19 protein-coding genes, 1 tRNA gene and 2 pseudogenes are annotated in these 20,728 nt (G+C 59.5%); 13 read left to right on the forward strand and 9 right to left on the reverse strand.

The window, feature by feature from the left end:
* Positions 1-73: 73 nt before the first annotated feature.
* The 4 genes and pseudogenes from ACIQV9_RS27910 to ychF all read left to right on the forward strand — a co-directional run.
* Positions 74-655 (forward strand): annotated as a pseudogene (locus ACIQV9_RS27910) (ribose-phosphate diphosphokinase); the annotation flags it as partial.
* A 141-nt stretch (positions 656-796) separates the two neighbouring features.
* On the forward strand, positions 797-1,399 hold the full coding sequence (locus ACIQV9_RS27915) for a 50S ribosomal protein L25/general stress protein Ctc (RefSeq protein WP_403108338.1): 603 nt from the start codon (positions 797-799) through the stop codon (positions 1,397-1,399).
* 170 nt (positions 1,400-1,569) lie between these two features.
* Positions 1,570-2,154, forward strand: coding sequence for an aminoacyl-tRNA hydrolase (pth, locus tag ACIQV9_RS27920; RefSeq protein WP_008153430.1), 585 nt, complete (start codon positions 1,570-1,572; stop codon positions 2,152-2,154).
* 22 nt (positions 2,155-2,176) lie between these two features.
* A complete protein-coding gene (gene ychF, locus ACIQV9_RS27925) occupies positions 2,177-3,277 on the forward strand; it encodes a redox-regulated ATPase YchF (RefSeq protein WP_046053455.1) in 1,101 nt (366 codons plus the stop codon).
* Positions 3,278-3,450: 173 nt separating this feature from the next.
* Here ychF and ACIQV9_RS27930 read toward each other — a convergent pair whose 3' ends face one another.
* Entirely contained in the window at positions 3,451-4,668 is a 1,218-nt protein-coding gene (locus ACIQV9_RS27930; RefSeq protein WP_403108283.1) for an MFS transporter, read from the reverse strand.
* A 332-nt stretch (positions 4,669-5,000) separates the two neighbouring features.
* Between ACIQV9_RS27930 and ACIQV9_RS27935 the strand changes: the two genes are divergently transcribed.
* Positions 5,001-7,058 carry a methyl-accepting chemotaxis protein gene (locus ACIQV9_RS27935; protein ID WP_403108286.1) on the forward strand — a complete coding sequence of 686 codons (2,058 nt, stop codon included), beginning with the start codon at positions 5,001-5,003 and terminating at the stop codon, positions 7,056-7,058.
* A 116-nt stretch (positions 7,059-7,174) separates the two neighbouring features.
* Positions 7,175-7,251, forward strand: a tRNA-Met gene (locus tag ACIQV9_RS27940).
* A gap of 72 nt (positions 7,252-7,323) precedes the next feature.
* Here ACIQV9_RS27940 and ACIQV9_RS27945 read toward each other — a convergent pair.
* Positions 7,324-8,433: a DUF2817 domain-containing protein gene (locus ACIQV9_RS27945; protein ID WP_403108289.1), complete on the reverse strand. Its 1,110-nt coding sequence runs from the start codon at positions 8,431-8,433 to the stop codon at positions 7,324-7,326.
* Positions 8,434-8,597: 164 nt separating this feature from the next.
* Here ACIQV9_RS27945 and ggt point away from each other — a divergent pair, with 164 nt between their 5' ends.
* The 3 genes from ggt to ACIQV9_RS27960 all read left to right on the forward strand — a co-directional run bounded on the left by ggt (position 8,598) and on the right by ACIQV9_RS27960 (position 11,354).
* On the forward strand, positions 8,598-10,430 hold the full coding sequence (gene ggt / locus ACIQV9_RS27950) for a gamma-glutamyltransferase (RefSeq protein WP_403108291.1): 1,833 nt from the start codon (positions 8,598-8,600) through the stop codon (positions 10,428-10,430).
* Between the two features lie 246 nt (positions 10,431-10,676).
* The gene (locus ACIQV9_RS27955) at positions 10,677-10,979 is read left to right on the forward strand and encodes a type II toxin-antitoxin system HigB family toxin (protein ID WP_403108294.1); all 303 of its coding nucleotides are present in this window, start codon (positions 10,677-10,679) and stop codon (positions 10,977-10,979) included.
* Positions 10,980-10,982: 3 nt separating this feature from the next.
* On the forward strand, positions 10,983-11,354 hold the full coding sequence (locus ACIQV9_RS27960; RefSeq protein WP_403108296.1) for a type II toxin-antitoxin system HigA family antitoxin: 372 nt from the start codon (positions 10,983-10,985) through the stop codon (positions 11,352-11,354).
* 74 nt (positions 11,355-11,428) lie between these two features.
* On the opposite strand, the gene ACIQV9_RS27965 is transcribed toward ACIQV9_RS27960, so the two are convergent.
* Genes ACIQV9_RS27965 through ACIQV9_RS27975 form a run of 3 tightly spaced genes read right to left on the reverse strand, consistent with a single transcriptional unit; the run spans position 11,429 to position 13,550 of the window.
* Positions 11,429-11,773: a gamma-glutamylcyclotransferase family protein gene (locus ACIQV9_RS27965; RefSeq protein ID WP_403108299.1), complete on the reverse strand. Its 345-nt coding sequence runs from the start codon at positions 11,771-11,773 to the stop codon at positions 11,429-11,431.
* Between the two features lie 33 nt (positions 11,774-11,806).
* A complete protein-coding gene (gene ddlA / locus ACIQV9_RS27970; RefSeq protein WP_403108301.1) occupies positions 11,807-12,901 on the reverse strand; it encodes a D-alanine--D-alanine ligase in 1,095 nt (364 codons plus the stop codon).
* Positions 12,902-12,911: 10 nt separating this feature from the next.
* Positions 12,912-13,550: a LysE family translocator gene (locus ACIQV9_RS27975; protein ID WP_403108303.1), complete on the reverse strand. Its 639-nt coding sequence runs from the start codon at positions 13,548-13,550 to the stop codon at positions 12,912-12,914.
* Positions 13,551-13,702: 152 nt separating this feature from the next.
* Here ACIQV9_RS27975 and ACIQV9_RS27980 point away from each other — a divergent pair, with 152 nt between their 5' ends.
* A complete protein-coding gene (locus ACIQV9_RS27980; RefSeq protein WP_403108305.1) occupies positions 13,703-14,515 on the forward strand; it encodes an AraC family transcriptional regulator in 813 nt (270 codons plus the stop codon).
* Positions 14,516-14,592: 77 nt separating this feature from the next.
* Complete coding sequence (locus tag ACIQV9_RS27985) at positions 14,593-14,961, forward strand: cupin domain-containing protein (protein ID WP_403108307.1); 369 nt, start codon at positions 14,593-14,595, stop codon at positions 14,959-14,961.
* A gap of 12 nt (positions 14,962-14,973) precedes the next feature.
* On the opposite strand, the gene ACIQV9_RS27990 is transcribed toward ACIQV9_RS27985, so the two are convergent.
* The 4 genes and pseudogenes from ACIQV9_RS27990 to ACIQV9_RS28005 all read right to left on the reverse strand — a co-directional run bounded on the left by ACIQV9_RS27990 (position 14,974) and on the right by ACIQV9_RS28005 (position 18,390).
* A complete protein-coding gene (locus ACIQV9_RS27990; protein WP_403108310.1) occupies positions 14,974-15,573 on the reverse strand; it encodes a flavin reductase family protein in 600 nt (199 codons plus the stop codon).
* Positions 15,574-15,631: 58 nt separating this feature from the next.
* The gene (locus ACIQV9_RS27995) at positions 15,632-16,192 is read right to left on the reverse strand and encodes a methyl-accepting chemotaxis protein (RefSeq protein WP_403108341.1); all 561 of its coding nucleotides are present in this window, start codon (positions 16,190-16,192) and stop codon (positions 15,632-15,634) included.
* Positions 16,172-16,996: pseudogene (locus ACIQV9_RS28000) on the reverse strand (PAS domain-containing protein); the annotation flags it as partial. The gene ACIQV9_RS27995 and the pseudogene ACIQV9_RS28000, both read right to left, overlap by 21 nt.
* Positions 16,997-17,076: 80 nt before the next feature.
* Positions 17,077-18,390: an MFS transporter gene (locus ACIQV9_RS28005; RefSeq protein WP_403108312.1), complete on the reverse strand. Its 1,314-nt coding sequence runs from the start codon at positions 18,388-18,390 to the stop codon at positions 17,077-17,079.
* Positions 18,391-18,591: 201 nt separating this feature from the next.
* Here ACIQV9_RS28005 and ACIQV9_RS28010 point away from each other — a divergent pair, with 201 nt between their 5' ends.
* Both ACIQV9_RS28010 and ACIQV9_RS28015 read left to right on the forward strand, forming a co-directional pair.
* Positions 18,592-20,010, forward strand: a complete 1,419-nt coding sequence (locus tag ACIQV9_RS28010) for a short-chain fatty acid transporter (protein WP_403108314.1) — start codon at positions 18,592-18,594, stop codon at positions 20,008-20,010.
* A gap of 214 nt (positions 20,011-20,224) precedes the next feature.
* The gene (locus ACIQV9_RS28015) at positions 20,225-20,545 is read left to right on the forward strand and encodes a hypothetical protein (protein ID WP_008153466.1); all 321 of its coding nucleotides are present in this window, start codon (positions 20,225-20,227) and stop codon (positions 20,543-20,545) included.
* Positions 20,546-20,728 lie beyond the last annotated feature (183 nt).

Below are 20,728 nucleotides of genomic sequence, written 5' to 3' on the forward strand. Positions count from 1 at the left end.
AAAGAAACGCCGACCACCTACATCAACACTATCAAACACACACAAACACTAAACTAACATCATAACATAATACGGAAACGACCGTGTTCTCACGGTTGATCTGCATGCTGACCAAATCCAGGGTTTCTTCGATATTCCGGTAGATAACATCTACGGCTCCCCGGTATTGGTGGATGACATTGAAGATCAGCGCTTCGAAAACCTGATGATCGTGTCCCCGGACATTGGCGGCGTCGTGCGTGCACGTGCTGTTGCCAAATCCCTGGGCGTGGATCTCGGGATCATCGACAAACGCCGTGAGAAAGCCAATCACTCTGAAGTGATGCATATCATCGGTGATGTCGAAGGGCGTACCTGTATTCTGGTCGATGACATGGTCGATACCGCCGGCACTCTGTGCCACGCGGCCAAGGCCTTGAAAGAGCATGGCGCTGCCAAGGTTTTCGCCTACTGCACACACCCTGTGCTGTCCGGTCGGGCGATCGAAAACATCGAAAATTCCATGCTGGACGAACTGGTGGTGACTAACACCATCCCGTTGTCCGCTGCTGCTCAAGCCTGCTCGCGTATCCGTCAACTGGATATCGCGCCGGTAGTTGCCGAAGCGGTCCGCCGCATCAGCAATGAAGAATCGATCAGCGCGATGTTCCGTTAAGGGCCCTGCCCTTCTCGACTGTCTCGTTGACGAAAAGCGCCCCGCCCCGGCATTCCTGTCGGGGCGGGGCTTTTTTGCCCATATCGCCTTTAGCGCTGGTCGCAACCGCTGGGGCGAATGTGGTTATTTTGGAGATACAACATGAACGATTTTACTCTGAATGCTGAAGTGCGTTCCGACCTGGGGAAAGGTGCGAGCCGCCGCCTGCGTCGTCTCGCAAGCCTGGTTCCAGCTGTAGTTTACGGTGGCGAAAAAGCCCCTGAATCCATCAGCATGCTGGCTAAAGAAGTTGCCAAACTGCTCGAAAACGAAGCGGCTTACAGCCACATCATCGAGCTGAACGTTGGCGGCACCAAGCAAAACGTAATCATCAAAGCTCTGCAGCGTCACCCGGCCAAAGGCCACGTGTTGCACGCCGACTTCGTACGCGTTGTAGCTGGCCAGAAACTGACCGCTATCGTGCCTGTACACTTTGTTGGTGAAGAAGCTCCGATCAAGAAAGGCGGCGAAATTTCGCACGTTGTTTCCGAGATCGAAGTGACCTGCCTGCCAAAAGACCTGCCTGAATTCATCGAAGTCGACCTGGCTAACGCCGAAATCGGTTCGATCATTCACCTGTCCGACCTCAAAGCCCCTAAAGGCGTTGAGTTTGTTGCTCTGGCACACGGCGATGACAAGGCTGTTGCCAACGTCCACGCTCCACGTGTTGCTCCAGAAGCTACTGAAGAAGGCGCAGCAGAGTAATTCACTCTGTCATGCCGGAGTGATCAAGTAACATCGCGGACTGGAACGTAGCGAGAAAGCGGGCGAGAACGCGGAGTTTACATAATGGTAAATGAGCATTTGTCGTCCACTTTCGCCGCACTTACTGATTGCGGCGATGTTATCCACCACTCCAAGGAAGGGCCCCTATCGTGACTGCCATCAAACTGATCGTTGGCCTGGGAAATCCAGGCGCTGAATACGAACAGACCCGGCATAACGCAGGGGCCCTTTTTGTTGAGCGCATCGCGAACGCGCAAGGCGTAAACCTTGTGGCCGATCGCAAATATTTCGGCCTGACCGGACGCTATTCGCATCAGGGTCAGGATGTTCGTCTGTTGATTCCCACCACGTACATGAACCGCAGCGGCCAGGCCGTCGCGGCACTCGCCGGTTTCTTCCGCATAACGCCTGAAGAAATCCTCGTGGCGCATGACGAACTCGACCTGCCACCGGGCGTTGCCAAACTCAAACAGGGCGGCGGCCACGGCGGTCACAACGGGTTGCGCGACATCATTGCGCAACTGGGCAATCAGAATACCTTTCACCGCTTGCGGCTTGGCATTGGCCACCCGGGCGTTGCCAGTATGGTTTCAAATTTCGTCCTGGGTCGTGCGCCACGCGCCGAACAGGAAAAACTCGATGCCAGCATCGACTTTGCCCTCGGCGTGCTGCCGGATATCCTCGCCGGGGAATGGAACCGCGCGATGAAAAACCTGCACAGCCAGAAGGCTTGACTCACTCCTCGGGGAAAACACCATGGGATTCAATTGCGGCATCGTCGGTCTGCCTAACGTCGGCAAGTCCACCCTGTTCAACGCCCTGACCAAGTCCGGGATCGCGGCCGAGAACTTCCCCTTCTGCACCATCGAGCCGAACACCGGTATCGTGCCGATGCCGGATTCGCGTCTGGAAGCCCTGGCGGCCATCGTCAATCCCAAGCGCATCCTGCCGACCACCATGGAATTCGTCGACATCGCTGGCCTGGTCGCCGGCGCCTCGAAAGGTGAAGGCCTGGGCAACAAATTCCTCGCCAACATCCGCGAGACCGATGCCATCGCCCACGTAGTCCGCTGCTTCGAAGACGAGAACGTGATTCACGTCTCCAACAGCGTCGACCCGAAACGCGACATCGAGATCATCGACCTGGAACTGATCTTTGCCGACCTCGACAGCTGCGAGAAGCAACTGCAGAAAGTCGCTCGCAACGCCAAGGGTGGTGACAAGGACGCCGTGGTCCAGAAAGGTTTGTTGGAGCAATTGATCGCTCACTTCACCCTCGGCAAGCCAGCGCGCACCCTGATGAAGACCATGGGCGCCGACGATAAAGCGGTGATTCGTGGTTTCCACCTGCTGACCACCAAGCCGGTCATGTACATCGCCAACGTCGCTGAAGACGGTTTCGAGAACAACCCGCTGCTGGACATCGTCAAGGCCATCGCCGAAGAAGAAGGCGCCATGGTGGTTCCGGTCTGCAACAAGATCGAAGCCGAAATCGCCGAGCTGGAAGACGGCGAAGAGAAAGACATGTTCCTCGAAGCCCTGGGCCTTGAAGAGCCAGGCCTGAACCGCGTAATCCGCGCCGGCTACGAAATGCTGCACCTGCAGACCTACTTCACCGCCGGTGTCGAAGAAGTCCGCGCCTGGACCGTCCGCGTGGGTGCTACCGCGCCACAAGCCGCTGGCGTGATCCACACCGACTTCGAAAAAGGCTTCATCCGCGCCGAAGTCATCGCCTACGACGACTTCATCCAGTACAAGGGCGAAGCCGGTACCAAAGAAGCCGGTAAATGGCGTCTGGAAGGCAAGGACTACATTGTTAAAGACGGCGACGTGATGCACTTCCGTTTTAACGTCTAAGTTTTCAGAACGAAGCAGCCACATACGAAAAAGCCGCGTTTGATACGCGGCTTTTTTGTGCCTGAAATCCGGGCGATACCTAATCCTGTAGGAGCGAGGCTTGCCCGCGAAGGCGTCATCACCGGCTCAAGAAGCTTCGCGGGCAAGCCTCGCTCCTACAGGGTCGGCGGTGTTCAAGGCTTTTTGGTTCTTGGAAGGAAGATCGCCAGTACACCTAACAACGGCAGGAACGAGCACAGGTAGTACACGTATTCGATGCCGTGAATGTCGGCCAAATGCCCAAGCAACGCCGCGCCAATCCCGCCAAATCCAAACATCAAGCCGAAGAACACCCCGGCAATCATTCCGACATTGCCCGGCACCAGCTCCTGGGCGTAAACCACGATCGCCGAGAACGCCGAAGCGAGGATGAAGCCAATCACCACGCTCAGAATACTGGTCCAGAACAGATCAACGTGAGGCAGGATCAGCGTGAACGGCGCAACGCCAAGGATCGAGAACCAGATCACCGCCTTACGGCCAATCTTGTCGCCAATCGGGCCACCGAAGAAGGTCCCCGCCGCCACGGCACCCAGGAACAGGAACAGATGCAGTTGCGAACTGGCCACCGACAGGTCGAACTTTTCGATCAGGTAAAAGGTGAAATAGCTGGTGAAACTGGCCATGTAGAAATACTTGGAGAACACCAGCAGCCCGAGCACCACCAGCGCGCTGATCACCCGGCGTTTCGACAGGCCGTGTGTCGCCGCCTGACCTTGTTTGAGCTTGAACAGGTTCAAGTGATTGGCGTACCAGCGGCTGATTCGATAGAGCACGAACAGCGCAAACACGGCGAACAATCCGAACCACGCCACATGGCCCTGGCCGAACGGAATGATGATCGCCGCCGCCAGCAATGGACCAAAGGCCGAACCGGCATTACCGCCGACCTGAAAGGTCGATTGCGCCAGGCCGAATCGCCCGCCCGAGGCCAGTCGAGCCACGCGAGAAGCTTCCGGGTGAAAGGTCGACGAGCCGATGCCGATCAACCCCGCCGCCAGCAGGATCATCGGGAAGCTGCCGACCACCGACATCATCAAAATGCCGATCAGCGTGCAGACCGTTCCTGCCGGTAGCAGCCAGGGTTTGGGATGGCGATCGGTGTGGTAGCCGACCCATGGCTGCAACAGCGAAGCCGTCAGTTGGAACGTCAAGGTGATCAATCCAACCTGGGTAAACGTCAGGCCATAGTTGGCTTTGAGCATCGGATAAATCGACGGCAGCACCGACTGAATCAGATCGTTGATCAAATGCGCCAGCGCCACCGCGCCGATGATGCGCATGACCAAAGGGCTGCTTTGTGAAGTCGCGGGTGCCGACGTCGCGCCGGTCTGAGCGTTCGTAATAGCCATGAGAATTTCCGTACAGCGGATGGGTGCACACGGGCAGGTGCGTCAATGTGCCATTTTTCAGTGCGGCAGCGCCATCCCCTTAGCCTGCTAACGACCTCGACATTCATCGCCAAGAAGGTGATAGCGCAACGCCATGGTCTGAATCTTGCCTTGTTAATCCGCTTCAACGCGGCCCCTTACAAAGGGGACCGAGAATGGGAAGTTTCGCCACAGAGTCGGCCTACAGAGCTGACAAGGGTGAACTTTCGAGGCCTTTTAAAGGGGCACAAGTCGCGGTCGCAACGACCCCGACGCACGCCATTGGTGCGTGGTGTCCAGAGGAGTCATGGGGCATGCAGGCTTTTTTATCACCGGGGATCGGATTGCTGGGGCGTTTTGGCTTCGCACGCAAATTTCAGTTGTTGTTTCTGCTGTTTATCCTGCCGCTGGCGGGCAGCCTGTTGATGATCGGTCAGGACTATCGCGCCAAACTGAACCTGATCTCCGGCGAACGTGCCGGCGTTCGTCAACTGCTCGCCCTGGATGCGTTGAATAACCTGCTCGCCGCCCAACGTGACCGTGCGGCGCGTTGGCGCGCGACGGAAACCAATCGCCAGCCAACCCCTGCGACCCTTGCCGCGATGGCCGCGTTCGATGCGGTTCAACCTGCCGTCGCCCAAGCCACCTCGGACCTCGGTAATGCGCTGAAAAGCGAAGGCGCCGAGGGCGAAACCCTGACCCGTTACCAGGCCCTGCAAACCGCCCTCAACGGCCTCGACTCGAAAAGCCTGAGCAGCGTCGGCTGGTGGCCGGATGGCTACGATCGGTTCACCAATGCCTTGAGTGCGTTGCAAGCCTTGCGCGAGCAGATCGCCATGGACAATCGCCTGACGCTCGCGCCGTGGCTGGAAACCTACCTGCTGACGCAAATCTCGACGCAACATGCACCGGACCTGATTGAACGGGTCGGCCGCCTGGCCAGTGTCGGCCAGGCATCGGTGGTGTCGGGGCAGTTCACCCTGCAAAGCCGTCTGCAATTGCGCGATTTGCGCAGCCGTATCGGTGATGCCCGCGAACAGTTGGCGAAAACCGCCAGCCTCCTGGAAGCGCGCCTGCCGAGTGCTTTGCAAAGCTGGGCCGGGCAATACCACGACAGCCTCAAGCATCTGGACGCCGAACTGAAAGTCCTCGATGACGGCGTCTTCGGCGGCAGCATCAAGCTCAAGCCGGAAGAATTCGAGCGCAGCCTCGACAGCCTGCTCACCGACCTCGCCTCGCTGCGCCAGCAGTCATTGGTTTCGCTGGATCAACGTCTGGATTACTACCACGGATCGGCGATTCGCCAGTTCATTCTGGTGGCGACGATCTTTGGCTGCCTGCTGCTGGCCGCGCTGTACCTGTTCATCTGCTTGCAGGCCTCGATCCGTCGCAGCGCCAGCGGCATCACCCTGCTGGCCGAGGCATTGCGCGACGGCAACCTCAGCCTGCAAGTGCCGGTGCAGGGACGCGACGAACTGGCGGCCATCAGCACCGCGCTGAATGTCGCCGTGGTGCAGTTGCGCAACAGTTTGCTGGGGGTCGATCACGAAACCTTGCAGGTGAGCAACGCGGTGCGCACCCTCAACCATCACTCCAGCGGCGCCTTGGGCGAAGTTGAAGCACAGCAATTGCAGATCAGCCAGATCGCCGCTGCGGCCACGCAATTGGCGGCCACCTCGCAAGGGGTCGCCCAGAGTTGCGAACAGGCGTCCGGCAGCGCTCAACACACCCAACGCATTGCGGCCGACAGCAGCCGCGACAGCCAACGCACCACGGCGAGCATTCAGCAGCTCAACCAGCGTTTGAACGATACGGCGGCAGCACTAGGCCGGGTCAGCGAACAAGGGCAACAGATTCAATTGGTGGTCGACACTATTCGCGGCGTGGCCGAGCAGACCAATCTGTTGGCGCTCAACGCGGCGATCGAGGCGGCTCGCGCTGGCGAACAAGGCCGCGGTTTTGCGGTGGTGGCCGATGAAGTGCGCAGCCTCTCGCAACGCACGCAGTCATCCACGGCGCAGATCGCCGGCACGGTCGATAGCCTGCGCAGCACGGTGAATGAAGCGGTAAGCCTGATGGAAGCGGCCTGTAGTCAGGCGCAAAGTGACGCCCAGTCGGTGACCGGTTTAGGCGAACGCCTCGGGGAAATTGCCCACGCGGTGCAAGGCGTTACCGACACGCTGGCGCAAATCGCCACGGCGGTCGAGGAGCAAGCCAGCACCGCCGATGAAGTCAGCGGCAACATCCAGCAGGTCGATCAGGCCGCCGTGAGATTGCTCGAAGGCGCGCGGGCGGTGAACCTGGCGGCGGACACCTTGAGCCAGGGCAGCAAGGCCTTGAGTGCCAATACCGGGAGATTTCAGCTCAGCTAACGCCCTCCCCCGGCTCGAATTTTCGGGTCAGGTGGATAAGCGGTTGAAAGCGTAGAGAAATATTTTGGATTTACGCTTGACGCATCTGCATTACCGGTGAATAATGCGCGCCACTTGGCTACATAGCTCAGTTGGTTAGAGCATAGCATTCATAATGCTGGGGTCCGGGGTTCAAGTCCCTGTGTAGCCACCAAGTACTAAAAACGGCTTACCGAAAGGTAGGCCGTTTTTTTATGCCTCGAGAAAAGTGCCTCTCAACAGCACATCAAGAATGAATCGTCGGCAACGCTGACAAGGCGCGCTCCCAAATCTGCCAGGTCCGCAGCCAGACCATCGCCTGCCAGTCGTTGTCGGCGGGATAGAACTGCTCCAGCAGATTCAGTTTGATCCCACGCCCCACCGCATCACTTGGATTGCCATGCAGGTGCAGCCAATGGTCATCGCGCAAATGGCGATGAACATCCGCCCCCGGGTAAGTCCCGCACTCGATCACGAACGGCATCAGTTTTACCTGCGGCAGCGCATTGAGCAGTGCCTGCGAGGTGTAGCCCGTAGCGGTGGCCGCCACACCGGTTCCGCTCAAGGTGTCGGCACCGGTCAGCAGCGTGTAGAGCCACGGACCGTAGATGGCCTGCGCATCGGGCAGCGCGGGATAAGCGGCCTCGGTGATGGTCAGCAACATTGGGTGGCCGTACTCGCCCGCACCGGTGTGCAAGTCGAAACACATCGCGACCTCGGCTTGGGACATATGCTTTTGCAGGATTTTGTGCAGCGTGCGGTTCGACCAGCTCGGCGCCAGCCCGCCGTAAAACAGGCCATCGGGATGACTGTGCTGGCCGCCCTCGACAATCGACATCACCGCCGGCCAGCCGTGTTCGCGAATCTGCCCGTCGAGCAAGGCATCGGCGCGGTCACGTTCGGGGCCCCGCAACTCAGTGAACGCATAGATTTCATGCAGCGCTGCGTAAGCCTGATTGTCCGGCAGCGGACGTTCGAAGTTCAGGTGATTGCGGTTCAGGTCGATGTTGTCTTCGTTGACCCGACGCAGCCATGCGGCGCCCCAGGGATTGATCAGGTGGATCATCACCACCGCGACATCGGCCGGCAGTGAACGCTTGCCCAATTCCTGCATCCACTTGATCTGGCATCCCGAGCCATAGAAACCTTCTACCCCATGGGTACCGCTCAACGCGATCAGTAATCGCTTGGCACCCGGATCACCCAACACCGCCACATCGGTGCTCAAGGGCTCGCCGAACGGCCCTTTAAGTGGGTGCGGATATTCGGCCAACGTCGCGCCGGCCGCGGTCGCTGCGGCGAGGAATTGCTCACGCTGTATGCGGTAACTCGGCTGGGTGGGAAACTCGGTCTGCATGGCTGCCTCTTGTTGATCTTCTGACCCGTCTGTTGCCCTCGACCCTACAGAAAATCCGTCAACTCATGAAGGGCAAAAGCGTCTTGGCTGTCATCCGTGGTTTGCACCACGCCCTGTCGGCCGATAAAGTCCCCAAATCTTTTCCCACGGACGGAGTGCCCAACGTGTTCTCAGCCTTCCGCTTGAGCCGCTATCGCCTGTCAGCCTTTTCGCTGATCGCCACCGCGCTGACCCTTGCAGCGTGCAACTCCCCGCCGACCTCAACGTTGCCGCTTGCGCCGGAAGTCGCCTCGGGTTATCGCACCGACCTTAAAACCCAATACGCCTCGAAACACATGGCCGCAGCCGCCAACCCTCTGGCAGCCGAAGCCGGGCGGGAGATGCTGCGTCAGGGCGGCTCGGCGATTGATGCCGCGATTGCCATGCAAGCGGTACTGACGCTGGTGGAACCCCAATCCTCGGGCATCGGCGGTGGCGCGTTCATTGTGTTGTGGGATGGCAAGAACGTGCGCACTTACGACGGTCGCGAAACCGCACCGGCCGGCGCCACGGAGAAGCTTTTCCTGCAGGCTGACGGCAAACCGATGGCCTTCACCCAGGCGCAGATTGGGGGTCGCTCAGTGGGGACGCCCGGCGTGTTGCGAGCGCTTGAGCTGGCCCATCAGAAACACGGTCGCCTGCCGTGGGCGCAGCTGTTCGAACCGGCCATCAGACTCGCGGAGCAAGGTTTCGCCATCTCGCCGCGCCTGCATCAGCTGATCGCTTCAGATTCCTCCATGCGTCGCTCGCCGGACATGATGGCGTACTTCCTGAATGCCGATGGCAGCCCGAAAGCGGCCGGCACTCAGCTGAAAAACCCGGCGCTGGCCGCGGTGTACAAACGCATCGCCAAAGAAGGGCCGGATGCGTTGTACAAAGGGCCGATCGCGCAAGAAATCGTCGCCAAGGTTCAAGGCCACGCCAACCCCGGCAGCCTGTCGCTGAACGACCTCCAAGGCTACCAGGCCAAGGAACGCGCGCCGCTGTGCACCGACTATAAACGCTGGCAAGTCTGCGGCATGCCGCCGCCGTCGTCGGGTGGAATCGCCGTGGCGCAGATCCTCGGCACACTCCAGGCGCTAGAGGCTCGCGATCCGCGCTTTACCCTGGCCTCAATGAAACCGCTCAAGACCGATAAACCCGCCGGCACCGAGCCGACGCCAGAAGCCGTACACCTGATCGCCGAAGCCGAGCGCCTGGCCTACGCCGACCGCGCGCTCTATCTGGCCGACGCCGACTTCGCGCCCGTCCCCGTCAAAGGCCTGGTAGACCCGACCTATCTGGCCAGCCGCGCCGCCCTGATCGGCGATCGCAGCATGGGCACGGCCAAACCCGGCACCCCGCCGGGCATCAAGGTCGCCTACGCGCCAGACCGTTCGCCGTTGCGCATCTCGACCTCGCAAGTGGTGGCAGTCGATGACGAAGGGGGGGCGGTGTCGATGACCACCACCGTCGAATCCGCGTTCGGTTCGCACGTGATGGTGCAGGGTTTTCTGCTCAACAATCAGATGACCGACTTCTCGTTCATCCCCGAAGAAAACGGGCAGAAAGTCGCCAACCGCGTCGAACCCGGCAAACGCCCACGCTCGTCCATGGCACCGACGCTGATCTTCGATCGCCAGAGCGGCGAATTCCTCGCCACCATCGGTTCGCCCGGCGGCTCGCAGATCATCGAATACGTCGCCAAATCCACCATCGGCCTGCTCGACTGGAACCTCGAACCCCAAGCGGCCATCAGCCTGCCCAACTTCGGCAGCCGCAACGGCCCGACGGAACTGGAAGAGGGACAGTTCAGCGCCGGGCTGATTCAGGCGCTGAAGGACAAAGGGCACAGCGTCAGCGAGATCGACATGACCAGCGGCACCCAGGCGATTGTTCGGGTGAAGGATGCGCAGGGGAAGGCTTCGTTGGCGGGCGGGGCCGATCCTCGGCGTGAGGGGGTGGCGTTGGGGGATTGAGTCCTACAGAGGGTGGAAAAGGCTTACCGGGAGGTAGGCCTTTTTTGTATGTAATGAGTCCTGTTCGGCTGCCTCGCGCCGACTTTTCCTACCTGCAAACCACTGCTTCTTCGATAGAGTTCAAAGATCATTTTTCGCGTCAGTTCGGCCACCCGAAACACCTAAGTACAAAGTCGAATCCGCTCCTTCCATCGGCCACACCTCCACAGACTTGCATCAGTCCCATCACGGGACTAGGATCACGCCATGAGAATTATCGCCATTAGTCAGCTTAAAAGTTTTTGGAGGAAGTACCCAGACTCGGAACAATCCTTCCTGGCCTGGATTGACGAGGCAAGGAATGCTGAGTGGAAAACACCTGCGGACATAAAAGAGCACTTTGCTACCGCCAGCATTCTCAAGAGCCGTAGAGTCGTGTTCAACATCAAGGGTAATGACTTTCGGTTGGTAGTCGCGGTCGCTTATCGCTTCGGCGCCGTTTACATAAAATTTGTCGGCACTCACAAACAGTACGACGCAATCGACGCCGATACCGTCGAGATGGAGTAATCAATGAACATTCATCCGATTCACACCGACGAGGACTATCGCGCAGCCCTCAAAAATGTATCTACCCTTTTCGACAATGAGCCAGAGCCTGGCACGCCCGAAGGGGATTATTTCGACATCATGATCACACTGATAGAAGCTTATGAATCGAAGCTGTTTCCGGTGGATCTGCCTAACCCAATCGATGCAATCAAATTCCGCATGGAGCAATCCGGCCTGTCTGCCGCAGACCTTGCGCCAGCCATCGGCCGGACAAACCGGGTTTATGAAGTGCTCAATGGCAAGCGTGCGTTGACGCTCCCGATGATTTGGAAACTACATGATCTATTCGGGATACCGGCAGAGAGTCTGATTAAGCCAGTGAAGCAAGCTTGATCAAGCGTCGGCCGAATCGTACTGGCCCGCGCTGAAAGTTCCCCTCCCGGCTCACCGGATATCACGCAAGAGCACTACGCGCTCACATACACCCAAGCTTCAATCCCGGATTGAAGGACCACACTGACACGCTTGTAATCCGCTACTTCATAGCTATCAGCGGCGGCCAGTTCCTCGGGTGTGATCTGGAACACCATGCCGGGAATCGGTGCGCTGCTGTCACTGCCCGGACGAAGAATCGGATGGTGGGTCTTGCCGCTGGTGGCCAACACGTCAGGGTCGGTGATTTCAACCCAGGACTGCTCGTAACCCAGCATCGCATCGGCACTGCCGGTCAGCTCGCGCCCAAAATTGGCCAGTTGCACGGCTTTGTCCTGCAAGGTGCCGTAGGAAAACAGGTACACCGTTGAATCGCTCATCCATAAATCCTTGATTGAATAGTTGCGTACCGCTCAGCGAGTGATCTTCAGTGTCTGGCGGGCCTTGTGCTTCTCCAGTGCCAGATCGATCAAGCGACTGACCAGCTCGCTGTACGTCATGCCGGTGGCTTGCCAGAGCTTGGGGTACATGCTGATGCGGGTGAAGCCGGGCAGCGAGTTGATTTCGTTGATCAGCACTTCGCCGCTGTCGGTCAGGAACACATCGACCCGCGCCAGCCCGGAACAGCCCAGCACCTGGAACGCTTCGACGGCCAAGGCGCGGATGCGCTCACTGGCCTCGGTGCTGATGTTGGCCGGTACCACGACCTCAGCCGCTTGAGCGTCGATGTATTTGCTGTCGTAGGAATAGAAACCGTTGCGCACCACGATCTCGCCACAACCGCTGGCGATGGCATCCTCGTTGCCGAGCACGGCGCACTCGATCTCGCGGCCGCTGACGGCGGATTCAATCAAGACTTTTTCATCGAAACCCAGGGCCAGCTCCACTGCCGCCGTGTACTCGGCTTCGTCACTGACCTTGCTCACGCCCACGGATGAGCCCTGGTTCGCCGGTTTGACGAACAGCGGCAGGCCGAGTTTGCCCTGGACCTCGGCGAACCCGGTGCGCGCGGCGCTGGCGCGGGTCAGGGTCACGAACGGCGTGACCGCCAACCCGGCGTCACGCAGCAGGCGTTTGCTGATGTCCTTGTCCATACACACCGCCGAGCCGAGCACGTCGGAGCCGACAAACGGTAAATCTGCCATGCGCAGCAAGCCTTGCAGGCAACCGTCTTCACCCAGCGTGCCGTGCACGATCGGGAAGATCACGTCGACGTGGCCCAGCAGTTCCTGACTGGAGGTTTCAACCAGTTGCTGGCTGGCCTTGCCCGGCACCACGGCCAGTTCCCGATTGGATTGGTTGAGGGCGATCAGCGCCGGATTTTCCTGGTTGAGCAGGAAGTTCGAAGGGTCATTGAGGTGCCAGTGACCTTGTTTGTCGATACCGATCAGCACCGGTTCGAAGCGCGACCGATCCAGTGCATCGACGATGTTTTTCGCCGATTGCAGCGACACTTCGTGCTCCGCCGAACGACCACCAAAAATGACCCCTACCCGCAGTTTGCTCATTCAATACACCTCAACGATTGGCCACCAGATGCGCACCGAACAGCAAGTAGCAACTGCCGGCGAAGCGATCCAGCCATTTACGTGAACGATCATAGGCACCCGCGACCCGACGGCTGGCGAACAACAGCGCCACGCTGCAATACCAACTGAACGACAATGTCGCCATGGTCAGCACGGCCAGCGCGAGCAACATCGGTGGCGGGGAGGCAGGCATGGCAGTGGCGAAAATCGTCGCGACGAACAGCGCGGCTTTGGGATTGGTCATGTTACCTACAAAGCCCCGGCCATAAGCCGACAGCAACGTGCGGCCTGCCCCGTTCAACGAACTGTCCCCCGGCATCACCGTCGGTTTGCGCTTGAACTGTTTCAGCCCCAGATAGATTAAGTAACAACCACCGGCAATCTTGAAGCTCAGGTACAACGTCGGTGCTGCGCTGAACAGTGACTTGATGCCAAGGCCTCCCGCCAGGCCCCAGAGTACGGTGCCCGTCGCCACGCCCATCGCAGCCACCACGCCATGACGGCGGGAGCAACTGGCGGCCAATTGCGCGGTATTGAAAAAATTAGGTCCCGGCGTCACCACCGCAACCGTCCATAACAGCGCTAGAGACAACAGCGGTGCGGCGTAGCTCAGAGGAGTCATTTCCATGATATTGGGCGCCTTCGTGGCTTCAGAGAGTGCTCGATACCTTGCTACATTTGCCGACGATTTTCCAGCGACGCAAGGGTTTTGTCGGCCAGCAGACAGGTGGCCGGTCACTGGGTTACCGTGTTCGACATTGAGCTCAAGACAACGACACCATGGCCAAGCATCCGCCTCCCATCGACTGGTTCCACCGTGCGCCCGACGTTGGCGGGGTCCAGCGTTTCGAGGCGTTTTTTGCCGGTCATGGCTACGACCTCCACCGCCATGACACCTATGCGATCGGCCGGACCCTGGCCGGCGTGCAGAGTTTTCAGTACCGCGGCGGCTGGCGCCACAGTCTGCCCGGCGGGACCCTGGTGTTGCACCCGGACGAAGTCCACGATGGCGAGGCCGGCACCGAGGCCGGTTTCAAATACCGGATGATGTACATCGAGCCAGCGCTGATCCAGCAGATACTCGGCGGGCAACCGCTGCCGTTCATCAAGACCGGATTGTCGACCGACCCACGCCTGTTCGCCGCCACCGACGTGCTGCTGCGAAGCCTGGATTGCCCCCTCGATCCATTGGAAGAACAAGACGCGCTGTTTGATCTGGCACAGGCCCTGAACAGTGTTTCAGGAGTGACCGCCACCAAGCGCCAGCGCTTCGACTACGTGGCGGCGGAACGCGCTCGGGAGTTTATCCACAGCGCCCTGGATCGCACGGTGACACTGGAGGAACTGGCACAGCACAGCGGTCGGGATCGCTGGAGCCTGTCGAGGGATTTTCGCTTGCTGTTCGGCACCAGCCCTTATCGATACCTGACGATGCGCCGACTGGACCTGGTCCGTGCACTGCTGATCCAGGGCCAGTCCCTGGTCAGCGCCGCACTGATCGCCGGCTTCACCGACCAGAGCCACATGACCCGGCAATTCAGCAAGGCTTACGGCCTGTCACCGGCCCGCTGGATGAAAATGCACCGCCGCTGACCCGCGCACAATCGTACAAGAAACCCGCTGCCGTGCTGACTATCGTGGCTTCACGATCAACCACGAGAGCTCGTTTCATGAACGCCTACCAAAGCCTGAACTTCGCTGAAAAAATCGCCCGGATCGACTCGCACTGGAGCCCTCGGGTCATCGCCGAGATGAACGACTACCAGTTCAAAGTGGTGAAACTGCTGGGGGATTTCATCTGGCACGATCACCTGGATACCGACGAGACCTTCATCGTGCTCGAAGGGCAATTGCGCATCGACTTTCGCGATGGCCACGTGCTGCTGAACGCGGGCGAAATGTATGTGGTGCCAAAGGGTGTCGAGCACAAACCCAGCGCCGAACAGGAAGTGAAGTTGCTGCTGATCGAGCCCAAGGGTGTACTAAACACGGGCAGCGAAGGCGGCGAACGCACGGCGCAGAATGACGTCTGGGTGTGAAAGGCAGCCGGTTTACGACTGCAAGGTCTTGCCGTCCACCGGGTCGCCAATCGTCAGGAAATGCCCGCCCGCCACATGGTGCAGGGTGCGTAATGCATCGTGTCCCGCGAAGTGCCAACGGCCTTCGCTGAACACGCGCTCATCGGCCTGGGCGGCAATCACTTCGGCCACGAACAGGTCGTATTGCTGATGGTTGTCGGGCTCCGGCAGCAATCGGCACTCCAGCCAGGCGACGCAACCTTCAAGCATCGGCGCATCGACCAGCTCACCGTTGAACGTCTGCAGGCCATACACCTGAAATTTGTCCAGCCCCTGGCCCTGAGTCAGTTCCAGGCCCGACGTCGAGCCCACGGTCTGGGCGATATCGGCCTGGGCAGCGCAGGGAACGTTCAGCACGAAGGTTTCCGACGCTTCCAGCAGTTGGCGGGTCCAGGTGGACTTGTCCAGCACTACGGCGATTTTCGGCGGTTCGAAGTCCAAAGGCATCGCCCAGGCGGCGGCCATGATGTTGCGCTGGCCGTCATGCGCGGCACTGACCAGCACGGTCGGCCCGTGATTGAGCAGGCGATAAGCCTTGGACAAGGGAACCGGACGGCGGTGAGAAACGCTCATGAGGGCTGCTCCTTTTGCAAAACGCCGATTGTAGCGATTTCCGAAAGGAGCGCAGGTATCAAGTCGCCAGTTGATTGGCGAACTGCCCGACCGCGTTGACCACTTTCTGCGCGCCGTCCTGAATCTCGACGATCACCGTGCCCGCCTCCGCCGCCAGCGCCAGGCCTTGTTCAGCCTGGAGTTGACCGTCGGTCATCAGGGCCACGGCATTGCGCGCCATGTCCTGGTTCTGACGCACCACGCCAACGATTTCATCGGTGGCCTGGCTGGTACGCGAAGCCAATTGCCGGACTTCGTCCGCGACCACGGCAAACCCTCGACCCTGTTCACCGGCGCGCGCCGCCTCGATGGCCGCGTTAAGCGCCAGCAGGTTGGTCTGTTCAGCAATGCCGCTGATGGTTTTGACGATGGTGCCAATCACCAGCGACTGCTCGTTCAGCGCTTCGATGCCTTCGCCGGCGGTTTGCATGTGCCGGGCCAGTTCACGCATCACGTCCACCGCCTGAGTCACCACGGCGGTTCCACGCTGGGCGCTTTGATCGGTTTGCTGGGAGGTGCTGTAGGCGATGTTGGCCGCTTCGGCGACCGCCTGCTCCTGATTGACCTGATCAGTAATCACCGTGGCGAATTTCACCACTTTGTACAGCGTGTCGTTGGCATCCACCACCGGGTTGTACGACGCCTCCAGCCAGACCACACGACCGTGGCTGTCCACACGCTTGAAGCGGCCAGCCACGAACTCGCCGGCGTTCAGGCGGCGCCAGAAGTTCTGGTATTCAGCGCTGCTGTACTCTTCAGGCTCGCAGAAAGTACGGTGATGTTTGCCTTTGATCTGCGCCAGGTTGTAACCCATGCCGCTGAGGAACCGCTCGTTGGCCGCCAGCACGTTGCCATTGAGATCGAACTCGATGACCGCCGTCGAACGCACCAGGGCGCCGATCAGGTTCTCGTGTTCGCGGGACGCCTCGATGGTGCGGGTCAGGTCGCTGGAATAAATCGAGAAGTGCTTGATGCGCCCTTCCGAGGACCGCACCGGCTGAGCGATCGAGCGCAGCCAGGCTTCCTGGCCATTGCCACGCAGCAAACGCACGGCGCCGGCGAAGTGCTCGCCACGGGTCAGCGCAGACTTGAAGCGGTGGTGGAATTCGTCCGATTTCACATGGATCGGGACGATGTCTTCAATGTGCCGGCCCAACAGGTCGCTGCTCTTGTAGAGCATCTCGCCGAGGAAGTTCTGGTTGACCGATTGAATCCGCCCTTCAGGATCAAGGGTCAGGACCAGCATCTCGCTTTCCAGACTTTCCTTCACTTGCTGAAGGCTGGAGAGTTCTTCACGAAGAGCCGACAGCTCCTGCTTCAAGCGTTTGTTGAACATGGAAAGCACCGATGGACAGGGATGGAAAGCGGCATGCAGCCTAACCATCGGCCTTGCGGATATTTTCTGAAGAGTGTTTCAGGTTTGTCCTACAAAAATAGTTGGGACACGCCTGCCGGGTTTTTCATTCATGCCGTGCCGGCGGCCGGGCAGTGTTCAACCCGTGGCATGCGAGTACCGAAATACGCCGCGCTGCTCACGCCCACTGCGCCCATTACCGCGCTGAAAATCACGCAAATCCATGGACTCCACGGCATCAGACCGATCAGCAACAACGGTGTGATGCTCGCCCATGCTGCGTAGGCAATGTTGTAAGTGAAGGAAATTCCCGAGACGCGAATCCGCGCCGGAAAGAGACTGACCATCACCGACGGCACGGCTCCGACGACCCCGCAACCAAGCCCGGCAATTGCGTAGGCCAAGCCGATCCAGTCGCCGCCGGTGATCAGGCATGTATAAAGCACGCCGATACCCAGCGGCAGCAACAGGCTATAAAGCATGACCGTGCGCCAGGCACCGATGCGATCGACGAGCAGCCCGGCGAGTACGCAGCCGATGTTCAGGAACACAATGCCCAACGCGCTCAGGGCGAAGGTGTGGCTGGCGGTCATGCCGAAAGTTTTCTGCATCATGGTCGGGGTGATGACCACGAACACCACCACCGCCGAGGTCAGTACGCAGGTGAGGAGCATCGCCGGCAGAATCGCCAGGCGATGTTCGCGCAAGACCGTACGCAACGGCAGTTCGACAGCGGCATCGCGCTTCGCCTGCATGGCCATGAACACCGGGGTTTCGCTGAGCCAGCGGCGCAGCCAGACGCCAATCACGCCAAACACGCCGCCCAGCAGGAACGGGTAGCGCCAGGCGTAATCGAGGATTTCCGCCGGGGTGAACGCCTGCGCCAGAAAGGTCGCCGTCAGGGCGCCGATCAGGTAACCAAAGGTCAGCCCGGCCTGCAGGAAGCCAAGGGCATAACCGCGATGCCCGGCCGGCGCGTGCTCGGCGACGAACACCCAGGCGCTCGGTACTTCACCGCCGACCGCCGCGCCTTGCAGGACCCGCAGGACCAACAGCAGCAGCGGTGCGAAATAGCCGATCTGGGCGTAGGTCGGCATGATGCCGATCAGCAGGCACGGCAGCGCCATCATCAGGATGCTCAGGCTGAAGACCTTCTTGCGCCCCAGTCGGTCGGCGAAATGCGCCATCAGAATGCCGCCCAATGGGCGCGCCAGATAACCCGTCACGAAGATCCCGAAGCTTTGCAGCAAGCGCAGCCACTCGGGCATTTCCGGCGGAAAGAACAGCTGGCTGAGGGTCAGCGCGAAAAATACGAAAATGATGAAGTCGTAGATTTCCAGCGCGCCACCAAGGGCCGCCAGGCCAAGGGTCTTGTAGTCCGAGCGGCTGAACGGCGCCGGGCGCGAATCGATGTTGGCAGTCATGAAAAGAACTCTGGCACAGGCAAAAAACCAAGGCGCCCATGGTCTACGCAAATGCGCCCACGGACAACCCGTTAGACCAAAGTCTCAGACTGGTTAATCTTCGTCACAAAATATGACTGATTGATTTACTGTTGGCCCCTGTCCAGACGGGCCTTTGCCGCCCCAAAGACCACAATAAACATAAAAATTCGAGGTACTCCCGTGGCCGCTGATATCGAAGATACCCGCTCCGCCCGCTTTGCCCTGCGCTGTTCAAGTTTTGCCGAACGCTGGTTCCCCGACTCCTGGGTATTTGCCGCGCTGGCGGTGATCATCGTGGCCGTGGCCACCCTGTTCATGGGCGCCAAACCCACCGATGCGGCGATGGCGTTTGGTGACGGCTTCTGGAGCCTGATCCCGTTCACCATGCAGATGGCGTTCGTGGTGATCGGCGGTTATGTGGTCGCCAGCTCCCCGCCCGCGGTGAAGCTCATCGACCGCTTGGCGCGGATCCCGAAAAACGGGCGCTCGGCCGTGGCCTGGGTCGCGTTGATTTCCATGGTTGCGTCGCTGCTGAACTGGGGCCTTTCGCTGGTATTCGGCGGTCTGCTGGTGCGCGCCCTCGCCCGCCGCACCGACCTGAAAATGGATTACCGCGCCGCCGGTGCTGCCGCGTACCTGGGCCTTGGCGCCGTGTGGGCCTTGGGCCTGTCATCGTCCGCCGCGCAATTGCAGGCCAACCCGGCCAGCCTGCCGCCCTCGATTCTGTCGATCACCGGCGTCATTCCGTTCACCCAGACCATTTTTCTCTGGCAGTCCGGCGTCATGTTGCTGGCACTGATCGTGATCTCGCTGATCATCGCCTACGCCACCGCGCCGGGGCCGAAAACAGCCCGCGACGCCGAAGCCTGTGGCATCGACCCGAGTTTCAACCTGCCACCACTGCAACCGCGTACCCGCCCCGGCGAATGGCTTGAGCACAGCCCGCTGCTGACGATTCTGTTGGTGCTGCTGGCGACGGGATGGCTGTTCCACGAGTTTTCGACCAAACCGGCGATCAGCGCGATCTCGGGCCTGAACACTTACAACTTCCTGTTCATCATGCTCGGCGCGCTGCTGCACTGGCGTCCACGCAGCTTCCTCGATGCCGTGTCCCGAGCGGTGCCGACCACCACCGGCGTACTGATCCAATTCCCGTTGTATGGCTCAATCGCCGCGCTGATGACCACGGTCAAAGGCACCGACGCGCAGACCCTGGCCCACCACATCTCGACCTTCTTCGTCAGCATTGCATCCCACGACACCTATGCGCTGCTGATGGGCGTGTATTCGGCGATCCTCGGTTTCTTCATTCCGTCCGGCGGCGGCAAATGGATCATTGAAGCGCCGTACGTCATGCAAGTGGCCACCGACCTGAACTACCACCTGGGTTGGGCCGTGCAGATCTACAACGCGGCGGAAGCCCTGCCGAACCTGATCAACCCGTTCTACATGCTGCCGCTGCTGGGCGTGCTTGGGTTGAAGGCGCGAGACTTGATCGGGTTTTCGTTCGTGCAACTGCTGGTGCACACGCCGCTGGTGCTGTTTCTGCTGTGGGCGTTGGGGACGACGCTGACGTATACGGCACCGGTCATGCCGTAACACGTAAGTGATTGCACCTGCTGCGGGCAGGTGCAATCCGTTCACCCTGCTTGAGCATGAAACAAACGCCTAGATTTATCCTACATACAGGCTCGATTGCGCCTGACATGAAACCCGGAGAGTTCTTATCTCCAACCTATAAATCGCTGAGTAAACTCCGACAGCTCACAAACTTTTTAAAGTAAGACAGCACTGACCAAGGATGAACAAAGACATGTCTTTAATATCGAAAACGCTGGAAGAGATGATTAACGAGATTTACCAGGACGGTAGGGTTTCAGTCGTTGAATATAAAAAGCTGCGTGATGATGCAGATCGCCGTATGGACGCTGTCGTCCGCGAGTTCGGCCAGCACAACAATTTGACCGCCCTTCAAAAAGCGATGGATGTAGTGATGCAATTAACGCAAACGTCCATCATTGATGCCAAAAAAGCCAAACTGACCGATACAGGAGAGGCCATCGTCAAGGATGCCGTATTTGCACAGGTCGAGTACTTGCGCGCCGGTACTCATCTGGCACTAAAGCTGTTGTAACGCTTCAACCTCCGTCCGGCCCATAGACATTAAGCCCGGGCCGGACTCCATAACCGAGAGTTCCTTGCATACACACCGCAGGCTCTACGCAAAAAACTACACGCAAACACTGTTCTGTGTAACGCCGCTGATCCAGTATGGCGCGTAACCCAATCAACGGGACCACGCTGAAAAGGATCTGAG

The organism is Pseudomonas sp. NPDC099000 (genome assembly GCF_044759925.1).
Lineage (GTDB): Bacteria > Pseudomonadota > Gammaproteobacteria > Pseudomonadales > Pseudomonadaceae > Aquipseudomonas.

What these genes read in the sequence shown, in the direction of transcription:
- ACIQV9_RS27915 (WP_403108338.1), top strand. Translation starts at nt 797, where the DNA reads ATGAACGATTTTACTCTGAATGCTGAAGTGCGTTCCGACCTGGGGAAA.
- ychF (WP_046053455.1), top strand. Translation starts at nt 2,177, where the DNA reads ATGGGATTCAATTGCGGCATCGTCGGTCTGCCTAACGTCGGCAAGTCC.
- ACIQV9_RS27930 (WP_403108283.1), bottom strand. Translation starts at nt 4,668, where the DNA reads ATGGCTATTACGAACGCTCAGACCGGCGCGACGTCGGCACCCGCGACT.
- ACIQV9_RS27935 (WP_403108286.1), top strand. Translation starts at nt 5,001, where the DNA reads ATGCAGGCTTTTTTATCACCGGGGATCGGATTGCTGGGGCGTTTTGGC.
- ACIQV9_RS27945 (WP_403108289.1), bottom strand. Translation starts at nt 8,433, where the DNA reads ATGCAGACCGAGTTTCCCACCCAGCCGAGTTACCGCATACAGCGTGAG.
- ACIQV9_RS27955 (WP_403108294.1), top strand. Translation starts at nt 10,677, where the DNA reads ATGAGAATTATCGCCATTAGTCAGCTTAAAAGTTTTTGGAGGAAGTAC.
- ACIQV9_RS27960 (WP_403108296.1), top strand. Translation starts at nt 10,983, where the DNA reads ATGAACATTCATCCGATTCACACCGACGAGGACTATCGCGCAGCCCTC.
- ACIQV9_RS27965 (WP_403108299.1), bottom strand. Translation starts at nt 11,773, where the DNA reads ATGAGCGATTCAACGGTGTACCTGTTTTCCTACGGCACCTTGCAGGAC.
- ddlA (WP_403108301.1), bottom strand. Translation starts at nt 12,901, where the DNA reads ATGAGCAAACTGCGGGTAGGGGTCATTTTTGGTGGTCGTTCGGCGGAG.
- ACIQV9_RS27975 (WP_403108303.1), bottom strand. Translation starts at nt 13,550, where the DNA reads ATGGAAATGACTCCTCTGAGCTACGCCGCACCGCTGTTGTCTCTAGCG.
- ACIQV9_RS27980 (WP_403108305.1), top strand. Translation starts at nt 13,703, where the DNA reads ATGGCCAAGCATCCGCCTCCCATCGACTGGTTCCACCGTGCGCCCGAC.
- ACIQV9_RS27985 (WP_403108307.1), top strand. Translation starts at nt 14,593, where the DNA reads ATGAACGCCTACCAAAGCCTGAACTTCGCTGAAAAAATCGCCCGGATC.
- ACIQV9_RS27990 (WP_403108310.1), bottom strand. Translation starts at nt 15,573, where the DNA reads ATGAGCGTTTCTCACCGCCGTCCGGTTCCCTTGTCCAAGGCTTATCGC.
- ACIQV9_RS28005 (WP_403108312.1), bottom strand. Translation starts at nt 18,390, where the DNA reads ATGACTGCCAACATCGATTCGCGCCCGGCGCCGTTCAGCCGCTCGGAC.
- ACIQV9_RS28015 (WP_008153466.1), top strand. Translation starts at nt 20,225, where the DNA reads ATGTCTTTAATATCGAAAACGCTGGAAGAGATGATTAACGAGATTTAC.